Annotated in this window: 14 protein-coding genes; 5 read left to right on the top strand and 9 right to left on the bottom strand. The window is 63.5% G+C overall.

Features of this window, described 5'->3' with window-relative positions; genetic code table 11:
* Positions 1 to 19: 19 nt before the first annotated feature.
* From C3F36_RS12725 to nudF, 5 genes are all read right to left on the bottom strand, one after another.
* Positions 20 to 643: an NUDIX hydrolase gene (locus C3F36_RS12725; RefSeq protein ID WP_104455187.1), complete on the bottom strand. Its 624-nt coding sequence runs from the start codon at positions 641 to 643 to the stop codon at positions 20 to 22.
* A gap of 2 nt (positions 644 to 645) precedes the next feature.
* Entirely contained in the window at positions 646 to 1,233 is a 588-nt protein-coding gene (locus C3F36_RS12720; protein WP_104455186.1) for a YqiA/YcfP family alpha/beta fold hydrolase, read from the bottom strand.
* A 9-nt stretch (positions 1,234 to 1,242) separates the two neighbouring features.
* Positions 1,243 to 2,061 (bottom strand): 3',5'-cyclic-AMP phosphodiesterase, encoded by an 819-nt coding sequence (cpdA, locus tag C3F36_RS12715; protein ID WP_104455185.1) that lies wholly within the window; start codon positions 2,059 to 2,061, stop codon positions 1,243 to 1,245.
* A gap of 27 nt (positions 2,062 to 2,088) precedes the next feature.
* Positions 2,089 to 2,535 (bottom strand): DUF1249 domain-containing protein, encoded by a 447-nt coding sequence (locus C3F36_RS12710; RefSeq protein ID WP_104455184.1) that lies wholly within the window; start codon positions 2,533 to 2,535, stop codon positions 2,089 to 2,091.
* A 99-nt stretch (positions 2,536 to 2,634) separates the two neighbouring features.
* Positions 2,635 to 3,276, bottom strand: a complete 642-nt coding sequence (gene nudF / locus C3F36_RS12705) for an ADP-ribose diphosphatase (protein ID WP_010672772.1) — start codon at positions 3,274 to 3,276, stop codon at positions 2,635 to 2,637.
* A 306-nt stretch (positions 3,277 to 3,582) separates the two neighbouring features.
* Between nudF and tolC the strand changes: the two genes are divergently transcribed.
* The gene (gene tolC, locus C3F36_RS12700; protein ID WP_104455183.1) at positions 3,583 to 4,908 is read left to right on the top strand and encodes an outer membrane channel protein TolC; all 1,326 of its coding nucleotides are present in this window, start codon (positions 3,583 to 3,585) and stop codon (positions 4,906 to 4,908) included.
* A gap of 154 nt (positions 4,909 to 5,062) precedes the next feature.
* Here tolC and hldE read toward each other — a convergent pair whose 3' ends face one another.
* A complete protein-coding gene (gene hldE, locus C3F36_RS12695) occupies positions 5,063 to 6,490 on the bottom strand; it encodes a bifunctional D-glycero-beta-D-manno-heptose-7-phosphate kinase/D-glycero-beta-D-manno-heptose 1-phosphate adenylyltransferase HldE (RefSeq protein ID WP_039039759.1) in 1,428 nt (475 codons plus the stop codon).
* A 248-nt stretch (positions 6,491 to 6,738) separates the two neighbouring features.
* Here hldE and lpxL point away from each other — a divergent pair, with 248 nt between their 5' ends.
* The gene (gene lpxL / locus C3F36_RS12690) at positions 6,739 to 7,662 is read left to right on the top strand and encodes an LpxL/LpxP family Kdo(2)-lipid IV(A) lauroyl/palmitoleoyl acyltransferase (RefSeq protein WP_104455182.1); all 924 of its coding nucleotides are present in this window, start codon (positions 6,739 to 6,741) and stop codon (positions 7,660 to 7,662) included.
* Between the two features lie 63 nt (positions 7,663 to 7,725).
* On the opposite strand, the gene C3F36_RS12685 is transcribed toward lpxL, so the two are convergent.
* The 3 genes from C3F36_RS12685 to C3F36_RS12675 all read right to left on the bottom strand — a co-directional run bounded on the left by C3F36_RS12685 (position 7,726) and on the right by C3F36_RS12675 (position 11,498).
* Positions 7,726 to 9,705: a bifunctional 2',3'-cyclic-nucleotide 2'-phosphodiesterase/3'-nucleotidase gene (locus tag C3F36_RS12685; protein WP_041214379.1), complete on the bottom strand. Its 1,980-nt coding sequence runs from the start codon at positions 9,703 to 9,705 to the stop codon at positions 7,726 to 7,728.
* A gap of 127 nt (positions 9,706 to 9,832) precedes the next feature.
* Entirely contained in the window at positions 9,833 to 10,453 is a 621-nt protein-coding gene (lysE, locus tag C3F36_RS12680) for an L-lysine exporter (RefSeq protein ID WP_104455181.1), read from the bottom strand.
* Positions 10,454 to 10,715: 262 nt separating this feature from the next.
* Positions 10,716 to 11,498 carry a LuxR family transcriptional regulator gene (locus C3F36_RS12675; protein ID WP_010672766.1) on the bottom strand — a complete coding sequence of 261 codons (783 nt, stop codon included), beginning with the start codon at positions 11,496 to 11,498 and terminating at the stop codon, positions 10,716 to 10,718.
* Between the two features lie 64 nt (positions 11,499 to 11,562).
* On the opposite strand from C3F36_RS12675, the gene C3F36_RS12670 reads away from it, so the two are divergent.
* The 3 genes from C3F36_RS12670 (at position 11,563) to C3F36_RS12660 (ending at position 15,433) form a co-directional block, all read left to right on the top strand.
* Positions 11,563 to 12,192, top strand: a complete 630-nt coding sequence (locus C3F36_RS12670; protein WP_029313613.1) for an acyl-homoserine-lactone synthase — start codon at positions 11,563 to 11,565, stop codon at positions 12,190 to 12,192.
* 233 nt (positions 12,193 to 12,425) lie between these two features.
* A complete protein-coding gene (locus tag C3F36_RS12665; protein WP_010672764.1) occupies positions 12,426 to 13,325 on the top strand; it encodes a LysR family transcriptional regulator ArgP in 900 nt (299 codons plus the stop codon).
* Between the two features lie 86 nt (positions 13,326 to 13,411).
* Positions 13,412 to 15,433 carry an exoribonuclease II gene (locus C3F36_RS12660; RefSeq protein WP_104455180.1) on the top strand — a complete coding sequence of 674 codons (2,022 nt, stop codon included), beginning with the start codon at positions 13,412 to 13,414 and terminating at the stop codon, positions 15,431 to 15,433.
* The last annotated feature ends 481 nt before the right edge of the window (positions 15,434 to 15,914 follow it).

The following is a 15,914-nucleotide window of genomic DNA, read 5'->3' as shown; positions in this document are numbered from 1 at the left end:
GTGTCAGGCTGCGAACCGATTAATCGAACAGGGTATCCCGCCGCCCTTGTAAAAGATGGTCATGCAGGGTGCGTAGCTGGGACGCCACCACCCGGTGGCGGGAGAGTTCGGGCAAGGCGTCGATGGGGAAGTACCCCGCCCCTTTGGTTTCATCGGTGTCGGTAAGCAGAGCGCCCCCCGTCACCTCGCACAGGAAGAACGCCTTGTGGGCGTGGGGCAGCTGAGGTGGATGGGGATGCTTGAGCTTGTCGAACAGGGCCAGCAGTTGCACCGCCCGACAGGCGAGGCCGGTCTCCTCGCTCACTTCCCGCACCACGGCGTCCGCAGGCGAATCGCCGATGTCGCACCAGCCCCCCGGCAGGGTCCAGCAACCGTCGCTGCGCTCCTGCACCAGCAGGACATGGCCCGCATCGTTCTGAATGAAGGCCCGCACATCGAGCTTGGGGGTGGGATAGCCGCTGTCGAGGGCAATCCAGTCGCCGATGGCGTCGGGGGCCAGCTCGCTCTGGCTGGCGATGAGCGTCACCGTGGCCGCTCGCAGCGCCTCGAAGCGGGCGATGTCGAAGGGATCGCGGGAATAGGTGAGCCCCGCCTGGGCCGTGGCCAGCACCTGTTCGAGGAAGGCGGCCAACGGCGGCTGCACGGCTAGAACCCGAGGAAACGGACGATCTGGGCGGGGTAGCGCTCGAAGCCTGTGAAGGCGTGATCGCCGCCGCACTCCAGGGAGAGACGGGCAAAGCGGTATTCGTCCAGCGCCTTGCGATAGTCGAGCACCTCGTCCTCCTGCTGTTGCAGCACCCAGAGCCGCTCGGGAGCAGTCACCGGCACCGCCAGCGCTCTGAGCTCGTCCATGTGTCCGGGCAACAGTTCATAGCGTTCGCCGCTGTAGGGGTTGGTCTGGGGGCCGAGGTAGTCGCAGAGCAGCTCGTGGGGGCGCACCGCCGGGTTGATGAGGGCGGCTCGGCAACCGTATCGCTCGCTGACCCGGGTCGCCATAAAGCCACCGAGGGAGCTGCCCACGGCGCCCAGTCGCAGGGCGCTGCCGTGGCGGGCCTTCAGGTCGGCGATGGCCTGCTCGATGGCAGCCCAGGCGGCCGCCGGGGTGTTGGGCTGGGCCGGGATCACCACCTCGATATCGGGCCTGTTCTCTGCCACCCAGGCCGCCATCTGCTGCGCCTTGGCAGAGCCGGGGGATGAATTGAAACCGTGCAGGTAGAGGAGTACGGGCTTCATGGCAACCCCTCAGTAACCTGTGGCATTGGGGTCGGGCACGAACTGCCCCAGCGGCAGGCGCCACACCTGGCTCGCCACCCGGCCATCCGGGTGCAGGGTGAGATAGCGCCAGCCCGGGCCGGATTCGTCCAGTGCGAAACCGTCGGAGAGCGGCTTGAACTGGATGCAGGTAGAGGGGCTGGCGATGAGCCGCACTCCGTGATGCACCTCGTCAAACTCCTGATGGACGTGGCCGAACAGGATGGTCTTCTGCTGCGGGTGGCGGGCCAGCACGGCGAACAGGTCGTCGGTATTCTTGAGGTTGTGCTGATCCAGCCAGGCGCAGCCCACCGGCACCGCCTGATGGTGCAGGGCGATGAGGGCGTGGCGCTCGGGATGCTGGCGCAGGGCCTGATCCAGGGCCGCCAGCTGGTGATCCCCCAGCACCCCGTGGGGTTTGCCGCGCACCTGGGTATCCAGCAGGATCACCTGCCAGTGCTCGCCTACCAGTTGCTTGGCCTCGCTGATGCCGGCCGCATGGAGGTATTCGGTCATCAGGGGGCCGTCGTCGTGGTTGCCGGGCAACCAGTAGATGGGGCGAGCCAGGGGGGCCATCATGGAGGCGAAGCGCTGGTAGGACTCCGGGCTGTGATCCTGGGAGAGATCCCCGGTGGCGAGAATGAGATCGAACGGGTGCTCGTTGGCCTGCACCCGCTCCAGCACGGCGGCCAGGCTCTGCGCCGTGGGTACGGCCAGCAGCCGCCCCTCGGCACTGGCGAAGAGATGGGTATCGGTAATCTGTAACAGGCGCACACTGCCGTCCGGCGCCTGAGGTAGCTCTGTTTCCAAAATCACGCTTCTTTTTTATGGGTTCGACTAGAGGATGTTAATCAGGCTGGTGCCGTGTTTGAGACAAAATCTCAACCAATCGGCCAAGAATAGATTTACCTGCTCCTTTTCATCCCTGTGATGCATTTTTTGATTGGGATAATCATAACGTGGTTGCAACATTGAAATCTGTTGCGCCGCACACACTTCCGCCATTCGCACATCATGATACAAACGAATCTCTATCCGGGCTTGCAAGTAGCTCGGCAATTCGGGGTTGTGCTGGGCCAGGATCACCCGGCTGGTGAAGCGGCTCTCCTCGGTCACCGTGAGCTGGAACTGCAGGCCGTTGCCGACCTGATAGCGGCGCTCAGCACCTACGCTGCCGCCGGGCGGCAACAGTTTCATCAGCGCCATGTAATTGACCTCGCAGGTACGCTGCAAGGACATCAAATCAGGCACATAGCGCTTCATCGGGCTCTGGACTAATGACATGTCGCGGCTCCCTCAATCAGGGTCCATGAAGGGTGGACCCACTGCACAGTGTGCCAGTCGGACACAGGGCACCTGACCCGGGTCTGAACGAGCATCACCTCAGCGCCCCGCCAGCCAGCGTGCCCGCAGCTCACCGTGGTTCAGAGCCAGCCACTGCAGGGCGATGACGGAGGCGGCATTGTCGATGCGCCCCTCTTTGAGCCAGGCATAGGCCTGCTCGCGGCTCACCACGTGGACCCGGATATCTTCCCCCTCTTCCGCCAGACCGTGGATCCCCTTGGCCTGACTGGCATCCACCTCGCCCACGAACACCTCGATGCGCTCGGTGCTGCCACCCGGGCTCACCAGATAGCTGATGGCGTGTTCGCAGCGTCCCACCTCGATCCCTGCCTCTTCCACCGCTTCGCGCCGCACCACTGCCTCGGCGGTCTCCCCTTCATCGATGATGCCGGCCACCAGCTCCAGCAACCAGGGGGTGGCGCTGGTCTCCATGGCGCCGATGCGAAACTGCTCCACCAGCACGATCTCGTCCCGCACCGGATCATAAGGCAGCAGGGCGGCGGCATGGCCACGTTCGAACAGTTCCCGGACGATGGGGGCGTTCCAGCCACCAGCAAACAGCCTGTGTTGCAGGCGGTAGACATTCACCTTGAAGAAGCCATTATATCCAGCTGATTTTTCTATGATTTTCACATCATCGCTGGAGTAGTGGCAGGTTTGAGGCAAGGCTTGCTGTGACATTCGAGACTCCTGCCAGCTTGACTTGGCTTGGTTTGACCATAATATTCGGGGGCATGAATGAACATTCATTCACTCGCTCTCGCCGACGATGAGGGAAGGATTTTAGCAGCCACAGGGCATTTGGCTAGGCGCGTTGCCGAGAAAACTCGCCCCGGACCTTGACGTTTCCGCAGCTGGAAAAGAGACAGTTCGCAATGAAATCTGCTTATAGTAGAGTGGTTAAGCTGAAATCAAGCTTGGTCGGTGACAATCCCCCCTTCATCCAGCGGACAGCTTTGGGTTGATACAAAAGGTTAAAACTATCATATGAAAAGAACACTCTTGTCAGTCATGGTGATGCTGGGTGTGAGCGCCGCCGCTCATGCCGAAAACCTGCTCGATATTTACCAACAGGCCCAGATCAAGGACACCCAGCTGCTGGAATCCAAGGCCAAGCGGGACCAGGCCTTCGAGAAGATCAACGAATCCCGTGCAGCCCTGCTGCCCCAGATCAACCTGGGCGCCGGCCTGAACTACCTGCAAAACAAGAACGACACCATGACCAACACGGGCGCTACCGGCTCCGTGACCCTGGATCAATCCATCTACCGTCGCAGCAACTGGGTCAACCTGGATCTGACCGAGAAGAGCGCCACCCAGTCCGACGTGGCCTACAACCTCGAGTACCAGAACCTGATGCTGCGTACCGCCCAGGCCTACTTCGACGTGCTCAAGGCCATGGATACCCTGGAATTCGTGCGTGCCAACAAGACCGCGGTCGAGCGTCAGCTTGAACAGACCCAGCAGCGCTTCGAAGTGGGCCTGACCGCCATCACCGACGTGCACGAGGCCGAGGCCGAGCGCGATCAGGCGCTGGCGGACGAGATCAATGCCGAGAACACCCTGGACAACAGCTACGAGAGCCTGCGCGAGCTGACCGGTATCGACCACCGTCAACTGGACGTACTCAACACCGATCGCTTCAGCCCGCAGAAGACCGCGTTCAACTCCGACAAGTGGCTGGAACTGGCCCTGGACAAGAACCTTGAGCTGCACAGCGCCCGCATCGGCAAGGACATCGCCAAGGAGCAGATCGATCTGGCCAAGACCGGTCATGAACCGACCCTGGATCTGGGCGCCGGCCTGAACGCCGGTTACAACGATTACAAGGACGAGATCCGCAACCCCGAGAGCAACAGCAATCAGGGCAACATCGGCCTGAACTTCAAGCTGCCCATCTACACCGGCGGGGCCACCACCTCCCAGGTCAAGCAGGCGCAGTTCAACTACGTGGCCGCCAGCGAACAGCTCGAGCGCAGCTTCCGCTCGGTGCAGAGCACGGTCCGCTCCTCCTACAACAACGTGAACGCCAGCATCGGCTCGGTCCGCGCCTACAGCCAGTCCGTCATCTCCGCCGACAGCGCCCTGAAGGCGACCGAGGCCGGTTACGAGGTGGGCACCCGCACCATCGTCGACGTGCTGGACTCCACCCGCAAGCTGTATCAGGCCAAGCAGAAGCTCTCCGAGGCCCGCTACAACTACATCCTCAGCATCCTCTCCCTCAAGCAGGCCGCCGGCATCCTGGAGCAGAAGGATCTGGAAGAGGTGAACCAGGGTCTGATGCCCGCCGCCCAGGTCACCAAGAAGTCCTGAGCCAGGCGCACACCATGAGAAAAGGCGACCCCGGGGTCGCCTTTTTCATCTCTGTTCGCCGCTGGAAGTGCGTTGGTCGGGGCCTGCCAGGCAGCGGCCATGTCACCGACCCGGCAGCCCCATCAAAAAACCCGGCCTTGGCCGGGTTTTACGCTTATCCGCGTTCGCGGATGGTCTTGATGATGTCGGTGGTGGAGCAGCCGTCCTCGAAGTTCAGCACTCGCACCTCGCCGCCATTGGCGGTCACCTCGGCGTAACCGGCGATCTCTTCGGGCTTGTAGTCGCCCCCCTTGACCAGGAGGTCTGGCAGGATCTCGGCGATCAGACGCTGGGGAGTGTCTTCGCTGAAGGGGACCACCCAGTCCACGGCACCCAGGGCCGCCAGCACAGTCATACGGCGCTCGGTCGGGTTGACCGGGCGACCCGGCCCCTTGAGGCGACGCACGGACTCGTCGGTGTTCACCGCCACGATCAGGCGATCCCCCAGCTTGCCCGCATTGGCCAGATAGGAGACATGACCCGCGTGCAGAATGTCGAAGCAGCCGTTGGTCATCACCACCTTCTCGCCGCGCAGACGGGCGGCCTGGACGGCCACCTTGAGCTGGGCCTCGGACATGACGCCAAAGCCGGTCTCCTGCTCGGTGTAGAGGGCGTTGGCCAGCTCCACCGGGCTCACGGTGGAGGTCCCCAGCTTGCCGACCACGATGCCGGCGGCGGTGTTGGCCAGGGCGCAGGCCTCATCCAGACTCTTGCCCGCGGCAAGGGAAGTCGCCAGGGTGGAGATGACGGTGTCACCGGCACCGGTGACGTCATAGACCTCGTGGGCCTGGGCCGGCAGGTGCAGCTCGGGCTGCCCTTCGCGGATCAGGGTCATGCCGTTCTCGGAACGGGTGACCAGCAGGGCGTCCAGCTCGAAGCGCTTGACCAGCTCCAGCCCCCTGGCGACCAGATCTTCTTCCCCCTTCACCTTGCCCACCACGGCCTCGAACTCGGACATGTTGGGGGTCAGCAGGGTGGCACCACGGTACTTCTCGAAATCGGTCCCCTTGGGGTCGACCAGCACGGGAATGCCGGCGGCGCGGGCACGCCGGATCATGCCGGGCACGTCGTTGAGGGCGCCCTTGCCGTAGTCGGAGAGGATCATCACGTCCGCCTGGGGCAGCGCCTGCTCCACCTTGCCCATCAGCAGGCTGGCATCCACGTCGTGGAAGGCCTCTTCGAAGTCGAGACGCAGCAGCTGCTGGTTGCGGGACAGCACTCGCAGCTTGGTGATGGTCGGATAGTCGGTCAGGCGCACGAAATCACAGGCCACCTTGACCCCGGCCATCTGGCTGGCGAGGGCATCGGCGGCTTCATCCTGACCGGTCAGGCCCAGCAGCACGGCCTGGGCGCCGAGGGCGGCGGAGTTGAGCGCCACGTTGGCGGCGCCACCCGGACGCTCCTCGATGTGCTCGACCTTGACCACGGGGACCGGCGCCTCGGGGGAGATCCGGCCGGTAGGGCCATGCCAGTAGCGATCCAACATGACATCGCCAACGACCAGGATGCGGGCTTTTTCAAACTCGGGCAGGGTGATTTTCATCTGTATCGGCTCTCAAAACCTGAAAAATTCAGCGGCCGATTTTATCACACTCTTTTCCGGGGCGTGAAAAAAGCACGGCCCTGCCCCCTGACGCCCCCTCTGACCAGATGACGGCGATTCGCGCCCGCCCCCGCTTTTCGGATAGAATCCTCCACATGCGAGTGACCGCATCCGCGCCGGGCCACCCCACACAGGCCCCCCGGTTCGGTCGGACTCCCCCCTTTGCCTTTGCGAACAAGAGACTCTTCATGGCCCAAGAACACGCTCCCCGCCTCGAACCCCGTCTGTTCCATCCCCGTTACTGGGGGAGCTGGCTGGGCCTCTCCCTGCTCTGGCTGCTGGTGTTGCTGCCCTGGCGCAATCAGATGTGGCTGGGCCGCCAGCTCGGCACCCTGGCCCGCAAGCTGCTGAAATCCCGCGTCAAGATTGCCCGCCGCAACCTGGAGCTGGCGATGCCCGAGCTCAGCCGGGATGAGCGCGAAGCCCTCCTGGTGCAGAACTTCGAGAGCGTGGGCTGCGCCATCTTCGAGGTGGGCATGGCCTGGTTCTGGCCAGACTGGCGGATGCGCCGCCTGATGAAGGTGGAAGGGGAAGAGCACGTCATCAACGCCATGGAGAAGGGCCAGGGGATGCTGCTGCTCTCCTGCCACTTCCTGACGCTGGAGCTCAATGCCCGCTGCTTCGGCCTGGTGCGACCCGGGGTCGGCGTCTATCGCCCCAACACCAATCCGGTGCTGGAGTACGCCCAGTACCACGGTCGCTGCGCCTCTAACAAATACCTGGTGGATCGCATGGACGTGAAGGGGATGATCAAGGCGCTGCGCAACGGCGATGCCCTCTGGTACGCCCCGGATCACGACTACGGCAGCCACGCCAGCGTCTTCGTGCCCTACTTCGCGGTGGATCAGGCCGCCACCATCACCGGCACCGCCACCCTGGCCCGGGTGAAGAACACCGTCACCCTGCCCTGCTACAACATCCGCACCCAGGAGGGCTACACCCTGCATATCGGGGCGCCGCTGGAAGACTACCCGAGCGGCGACGACCTGGTCGATGCCGCCCGCGCCAACCGAGAGATTGAAGCCGCCGTGCGCAAGGCCCCCGAGCAGTACATGTGGCTGCACCGCCGCTTCAAGACCCGCCCCAATCCGGAGGATGCGGGTTTCTACTAAGCCCTCCCCCACGAAAAAGCCCTCGCACTGCGAGGGCTTTTTTGTTGGCTGCCAGCGTCTGCCTTACTGGCGGATCAGGCGGTAGATGGCGTAGCCGGGGTGCTTGGCGTCATCCATCGGCAGGGTGGACTGGTACGACAGATCCGCCCCCGCCAGGGCCTTGGCCTCGTCGGTCGGCGAGGAGTAGAGGCGCACGTCCACGTTGGCGGGCAGGGCCTTCATGTGCCAGTTGTTGTTGGCCGCCGGGCTGAAGCCGGCCGGGTTGTCCGCAGACTGGGCCTTCAGGTACTGGGCGATGATCTCCCGCGTCTCGAAGGGATCTTCATGGACGATGTTGCTGCCGTCGATGCCCGGGAAGTGGCCGCCGCCGCTGGCGCGGTAGTTGTTGGTCACCACGTAGAACTTCTGGGCCGGGTCCACGGGCTGGCCGTTGAAGGTGAGGCCGCTGATGCGCTGGCCGTCGCTCACCTTGACCCCGTCCTTGCTGTAGCGGGCCGGCTGGGTGATGTCCACCTCGTAGTTGACCCCGTCAATCACATCGAAGTTGTAGGTGGGGAAGCTCTCGTTCACCAACCACTGCACCTCTGTCTTGCCGGTGTCGATCTGGTTGAACTGGCCAGCGCTCATCTCCAGCCACTCCTTGACGGTGGCCCCGTTCACCTCGACCACCTGCAGGGTGTTCGGATAGATGTAAAGGTCGGAGACGTTGCGCAGGGAGATGTCACCCTGGGCCACGTAGGTGAAGTCGTTGATGCCGTTGCGACCGCCACGGAAGGGGGCCGCCACCGAGAGGATCGGGTAGGACTCCTTGAGCAGGCCGTCTTGTTGCAACTGCTCCGCGTGGCGGCGCTGGGCATCGCTCACCAGCTGCACCGAGGGGTCGTCCTGCACCAGGGCGAAGAAGCTGTGGATGGGGGAGGTGATCTTGCCGAGCGGCTCGTCCAGCCACTGGTTGGTGGCGTCGTGATCCGCCTGCACCAGGTCCACCACCCGCTGATCCACCGCACTGCCCTCGCTGGCGTCTATCTTGCGCAGGCTGGCCTGGCTCTGCTTCACCTGCCACTTGCCGTCCACCTGCTCCAGCTTGAGGTCGATGATGCCGAGGTGGTTGCCCCAGTAGCCGGGCATCACGGTGGGAATGCCGCTCAGGGTACCGGCCTGGTTGTCCACCTCCGGCAGATCCGGGAAGTCACCCGGGAAGTTCTTGTGGGCGTGGCCCAGCATCAGGGCGTCCACCCCCTTCACCTTGGCCAGATGCCAGGCGGAGTTCTCCATCATGGCCTCGTAGCTGCTGGCATTGATGCCGGTGTGAGCCACCACCACCACGATGTCGGCGCCCTTGGCGCGCAGCTCGGGCACATAGTGATTGGCGGTCTCGACCATGTCGGCCACCACCACCTTGCCCTCCAGATGACGCTTGTCCCACTGCAGCACCTGGGGCGGGGTCAGACCCAGGATGCCCACCTTGACGCGCTGGCGCTGGCCCTTGTCATCGGTCACCTCGCGCTCCAGCAGCAGATAGGGGGTGAACTTGTTGCCGCTCCAGTCAATCTGTCCCTTGGCATCGCGCTTGAAGGCCCCCGCCTCGAACACGTTGGCATTCACATAGGGGAAGTCGGCTCCCGCCAGCACCTTGCCGAGGTAGTCCAGGCCGTAGTTGAACTCGTGGTTGCCCAGGTTGCCCGCGTCGTAGCCCAGCTCGTTCATCGCCTTGAACACCGGGTGCGCCTGCTTCTCGAGGTAGCCGGCACCGGACTGTTCGAAGATGTAGTCCGCCAGCGGCGTGCCCTGAATGAGGTCACCATTGTCGAGCAGCAGGTTGTTGGGGTTCTCGGCGCGGGCGGCGCGGATCAGCAGGGCGGTGCGGGAGAGGCCGAACTTGCGATCCTCCTTGTTCTGGTAGTAGTCGTACCCCAGCACGTTGGAGTGGATGTCGGAGGTCTGGATCAGGCGCAGGGAGACGGTCCCCGGCTGCGCCTTGCTGTCATTCTCGTTGCTGCAGGCAGACAGCAGCACGATGGCGGCAATAGCCCCCAGCTTCATGGTGTTATTCACTGTTTTTTCCCTTTTATTATGAGTAACGCTTTACCAGCGCCGGGAATTTAACAGACGAATATGTCAGCAGATGGCACCGGGACTCATTTTTATGAAGCCCGGCACAAAAATAGCCTCATGAGGCCGGTATGGCACCCAATGCCAGCTTGGCCGCCAGCACCAGCATGATGAGACCTACAACAAGATCAATGGCTTGCTGCACCCGGCCCCGGGCAAGCCAGGGAGAGAGTGCCGCCGCCCCGAACGCCAGTCCGTAGAACCAGACCAGAGAAGCCAGCATGGCCCCCGCCGCGAAGGCGGGTCTGAGCTCCTCGGCAAACTGGCTGCCGAAGGAGCCAAGCAACATCAGGGTATCCAGGTAGACGTGGGGATTGAGCAGAGTGACTCCGAGGGTCATGGCCAGCACGCTCTTCACCCCCATCAACCGGGGCGAGTCCGCCAGGGCCGCCTCCTGGCCGCGCCAGGCACTGCGCAGGGAACGGATACCGAACCAGCCGAGGAAGAGCACGCCGCCCCAGGTCAGCAGGGCCAGGCCGATCGGGCTGGCTGCCAGCAGGTTGGCCCCGCCGAACACCCCGATGCCGATCAGCACGAGGTCGCACAGGCAGCAGAGGGTCGCCGTCAGCAGGTGGTGATTGCGGTGAATGCCCCGGCTCAGCACGAAGGCATTCTGGGCCCCGATGCGGATGATCATGGCAAGGCCCAGGGTAAAGCCTTGCAGGGTGGTGGCGAACATGGAGATGCGTTCCTGTGAAAGTGAGAAACGCACTATAAGGGGGCATGAGTAATCAGAGAAATTCATTCATTTTCTGATGCATTCATAAAACTGATGAAAACCGGGCCGAAACCACACAAAGAAGGTTGTCAATTGCAGGATCTGACAATTGTGGGGTCACAGCCCCGCCCCGAGAATCGGCGGCAGGATGGGACGGCGCAGGACAGCGGTGATGGCGACAGAGGGGATGCCAGGCGACGAGCCGGTGCCGCCGGGCCTGTATTCACTGCAGCAGGGAGGGGAAGTTGGTGACCACCACCTGCTCCAGGTTCGGCAGCAGGATGCCGCTGCTCACCCCCTTGGCGATGGCCTGGTAGCGGTTCATCGACCCCGTCTTGCGGGTGACCTGATTGAGGTGGTAGTTCACGGTGCGCTCCGTGATGCCGAGGATGCAGGCGATCTCCCCCGATGTCTTCCCTTCGCTGGCCCAGAACAGGCACTCGGTCTCCCGCTCCGTCAGGGGCTCCTGGGGATCGTCCTCCCTCATGCTCTGGCGCACGATCCGGATCGCCGCCTCGAAGATGTAGTTGGACATCCAGGAGAGGATGGGCGAGGACTCCAGCATCAGATCGCTCGACGCCCGCTCCCGGGTGATGAAAGAGAGTATGCCGTTCTCCCCCGCCGCCCCGTGCAGCGGGAACGAGATGCCGTTGCGCAACCCGAATTCCGCCGCCAGCCCCATCACATCCATGCTCCCCTCTTGCAGGAAGCGCGCCTTCTCGTCCAGCCGGTTCCAGTAGATGGGCAGGGTCTGCCTGCGGGCGAGCTGGATGATGGGATCGCAGGCCAGCATGTTGTTCAGGGTGTAGGCCTGTACCCAGGAGTCGGGGCACTGGTTGAACAGCACCACCTTGGGCCTTTGCATCGACATGGGCAGGATGAGGGCGAAGCGGTAGTAGTCGTAACCCATTCCCAGGGTGAAGCGGCCGATGAGCTCGGACAACCGGTTGCCATCGGTCACCAGCGTGAAATGTTCCAGGTACTCAAGCAGTTGGTCGCGTGTCATGGGCAAGCCTCCCCTGGCCAAGGCCTTGGATTATAGCGCCTAACCATGAAATGGAGAGACATGAATGCTTGTTTTCAAAGGAAAATTGAAAGAACACCCCAGATGGGAGGTCGAAAACGAGCTCTACCGATTTCGCAACCGCGTCTTCTCCGATCGACTCGGTTGGGACGTGGAATCCCGCCGTGGCCTGGAGCGGGACAACTTCGACAAGCCCGACACCCACTGGGTGCTGATTGAAGACAAGCAGGGGCTGTGCGGCTGCATCCGCCTGCTCAGCTGCGCCCAGGATTACATGCTGCCCAGCATCTTCCCCACCGCCCTCGCTGGCGAAGCCCCGCCGCGCGGCAACGACGTGTGGGAGCTGACCCGCCTCGCCATCGACGCCGACCGGGCCCCTCGCCTGGAGAACGGCATCAGCGAACTCACCTGCGTCATCTTCCGCGAGGTGCTGGCCTTCGCCAGGGAGCAGGGGATCCGCGAGCTGGTGGCCGTGGTCAGCCTGCCGGTGGAGCGCATCTTCCGCCGCCTCGGCCTGCCCATCGAGCGCCTCGGCCATCGCCAGGCGGTGGATCTGGGGGCCGTGCGCGGGGTCGGCATCCGCTTCCACCTGGACGAGCGTTTCGACCGCGCCGTCCATCGCCCCCTGCAGGGCCATTACCGGCCGGCGGGGGATGCTCTGCTCGCCGTCATCTGAGCAAAAAAAGTCCCGGGACCGGCCCGGGATTCAAGACGCTCGCTATGGTCCGTTTCCACCCCATGCAAAAACGGACCGGGTGAGTATCTTATGAATCTCATGTCAGGACTACTGTCACATCTCACAGGGGCGGCCCCGGGCACCGGCCCCCTCCATGGGGGCGGTCAGGTTGTCCTCTGGCGCTCCCTTGAGTAGCATTCTTGCTGAACTCCCTTTTTTCATAAGGAATGCTGATGAAGACGCTGGACTACAAGCTGCTGCTGGCCCTGGACGCGGTGATCCGGGAGCAAAACTTCGAGCGTGCCGCCCAGCGCCTGCACATTACCCAGTCCGCCATCTCCCAGCGCATCAAGCAGCTGGAGCAGCAGTTTGCGGAGCCGCTCATCATCCGCAGCCAGCCGCTGCAGGCCACGGGGCTCGGCCAGAAGCTGCTGGCCCACTATCGCCAGGTGCGCCAGCTGGAGCTGGAGCTGGCCGGCGAGCTCTCCCCCGACGAGCCCAGGGCCCCCATCCGGGTCAGCATCGCCGTCAATGCCGACAGCCTGGCCACCTGGTTCCTGCCCGCCCTGGCACCACTGCTGGAGCAATACCCCATCGAGCTGAACCTGCTGGTGGATGACGAGAGCCGCACCCTGGACCGGGTGCGCGAGGGGCAGGCGTTCGGCGCCGTCAGCCTGCAACCCCAGCCGCTGGCGGGCTGCTGCGTCGACGAACTCGGCGAGATGCGCTATCTGCTCACCGCCAGCCCCGCCTTCGTCGCCCGCCACTTCCCGAACGGCCTCACGGCGGCGGCCCTGGCCAAGGCGCCGGCGGTGGCCTTCGATCAGCGCGACGACATGCACATCAGCTACATGGCCCGTCATTTCGCCCTCCCCCCCGGTGGCTACCCCTGCCACACGGTGCGATCCTCCGAGGCCTTCGTCGCCATGGCGGAGCAGGGGCTGGCCTGCTGCCTCATCCCGGAATTGCAGATCCGCCAGCAACTGGAAGAGGGGCGCCTGCTCGATCTCAACCCGGATCACCACCTGGTCGAGCAGCTCTACTGGCACCGCTGGGTGCTGGAGCGGGGGCTGCACAAGCAGATATCCCAGCGCCTGATCCAGCAGGGGCGACGGGCACTGCAACCCCGTTGAGGGGGCCATTCACCTTGGCTTTGGGGGGGTAAAAACGTATAGTGCTGGGCGATTAACCATCAGGTCTCCACTCAGGTTCCCCATTTATGTTCCAAGACAATCCGCTGCTGGCCCAGCTCAAGCAACAAATCCGCGAAAACATCCCCAAGAAAGAGGGTGTGATCCGCGCCTCCGATCGGGGCTTCGGCTTCCTGGAGGTCGATGAGAAGACCAGCTATTTCGTGCCGCCTCCCTACATGAAGAAGGTGATGCACGGTGACCGGGTGAGCGCCCTGATCCGCACTGAAAAAGAGAAAGAGGTGGCCGAGCCGGATGCCCTGCTGGAGCAGGCCGTCACCCGCTTCGTCGGCCGCGTCAAGATGTTCCGCGACCGCCTCAACGTGGTGCCCGACCACCCCCTCATCAAGGACGCCATCAAGGCCCGCGCCAAGAAGGGTCTGGACGAGAAATCCTTCAAGGAAGGGGACTGGGTGGTCGCCACCCTCAAGCGCCATGCCCTGGTGGACGGCAACTTCTCCGCCGAGATCACCCAGCTCATCGCCACCCAGGAAGATCACAACGTGCCCTGGTGGGTGGTGCTGGCGCGCCACAACCTGGCCCAGATTGAACCGGCGGACCTGCCGGAGTGGAAGGTGATCGAAGAGGAAGAGCTGCCCCGCCGGGATCTGACCCAGGTTCCCTTCTTCACCATCGACGGTGCCAAGACCAAGGACATGGACGATGCCCTGGCCATCACCAAGCTGGAGAACGGCTGGGAGCTGCTGGTGGCCATCGCCGACCCGACCGCCTATGTGGCCGAGGGGAGCGAGCTGGACAAGGAGGCCGCCCAGCGCGCCTTCACCGTCTACATGCCGGGGCGCAACGTACCCATGATCCCGCGCACCCTCTCCGACGAGCTCTGCTCCCTGAAAGAGGGCGAGGAGCGCAACACCCTGTGCGCCCGTCTGCTCATCGCCGAGGACGGCCTGCTGCTGGAGGAGACCGAGTTCTTCGCCGCCCGCATCAATTCCCATGCCCGTCTCAGCTATGACGACGTCTCCGACTGGGCCGAGCACGGCAAAGCGCTGGATATCGACGCCGGCGTCCTGGCCCAGCTGCCCCTGATGAAGGCGATGACGGAGGCCCGCATCAAGTGGCGCACCGAGCACGCCCTGGTGTTCCCGGACAGACCCGACTACGACTTCGAGCTGGGTGAAGACGGCGAAGTGCTGGCCATCCACGTGGAGCCGCGCCGCATCGCCAACCGCATGGTGGAAGAGTCGATGATCGCCGCCAACATCTGCGCCGGCCGCGTGCTGGGCAAAGAGGTCGGCTACGGCATCTTCAACGTCCACACCGGCTTTGACGAGGAGTCCCTGGACGGCGCCATCGAGCTGCTCAAGACCGCCGAGGCCCCGTTCGAGAAGGAAGAGATCGCCAGCCTCTCCGGCTTCTGCGCCCTGCGACGCTGGATAGACAACCTGGACACCCGCTGGCTGGACGGCAAGATCCGCCGCTTCCAGAGCTATGCCCTGATGTCCGCCGAACCGGGTGCCCACTACGGCCTGGGTCTGGATGCCTACGCCACCTGGACCTCCCCCATCCGCAAATACGGCGACATGGTCAACCATCGCCTGCTCAAGGCGGTCATCGCCGGCAAGACCCCGGGTGAGCGCCCCAGCCTGGAGCTGACCGAGCACTTGACCGCCTGCCGCCGCCTGCACCGCATGGTGGAGCGCGACATCGGCGACTGGCTCTATGTGCGCTACCTCAAGGCCGATGCGGGCACCGACAAGGTGTTCAACGCCGAGATCATCGACGTGATGCGCGCTGGCCTCAAGCTGCGCCTGCAGGAGAACGGCGCCGTGGTCTTCATGCCCGCCCGCCATATCCTGGACAACAAGGATCGGCTGGAGTGCAACTGGGACAACGGTCGCGTCTATCTGGACAAGACCGAGGTGGTCTACGAGCTCGGCCAGATCATCGAGGTGAAGCTGACCGAAGCGGTGGAAGAGACCCGCTCCCTCATCGCCAAGCCGGCGGTGGATCTGGTGCCGGGCCCGGCGCCGGTGGTATCGGCCAGCGAAGCAGAGGCGGCGCCGACCGCCGAGGCCCCCAAGGCGGAATAAACCCGCAGCCAGCCTTGTCCCGAAAAAGCCCGCTTCCCGCGGGCTTTTTCATGGGCGCGCCGCAGAGGCGGACCACACCGGGATGGAAGGCGCAGCCGAACGCCCGCATTTTGCCATGCCGCCAGGAAGGGAATGGCAGCCACGGGAAGCGTCGGGAAGCACAGAGGAAGGAAACAGGAGGAGTCATGCCGGAGGCGATCCCCCCCGGCGGCGAAAACTGAAAGTGGGTTACAGAATCACTGATTCATCGATAAATAATGGGTAATGGAGCCTGATTAATCGTTGCAGCTTGTCAATTGGATGACACAAGCCATGCCTCAATCGAGTACAAATCACCATTATGTGACGAGAATCACATTGACACATGGTTTGCGCAAACAACAAAAAGAGATTCTCATCACAAAAAATCGGAGAGAAAAGGCGAGGAGATCGAAATGTAACCGAAATACGGCGAGTGATTGTGATCGGCATCACTGTGCAT

Source organism: Aeromonas sp. ASNIH2 (assembly GCF_002934795.1).
Taxonomy (GTDB): domain Bacteria; phylum Pseudomonadota; class Gammaproteobacteria; order Enterobacterales; family Aeromonadaceae; genus Aeromonas; species Aeromonas caviae.
Note: the sequence above shows the minus strand (reverse complement) of the source record. Positions and strands in the feature narration are given on the sequence as shown.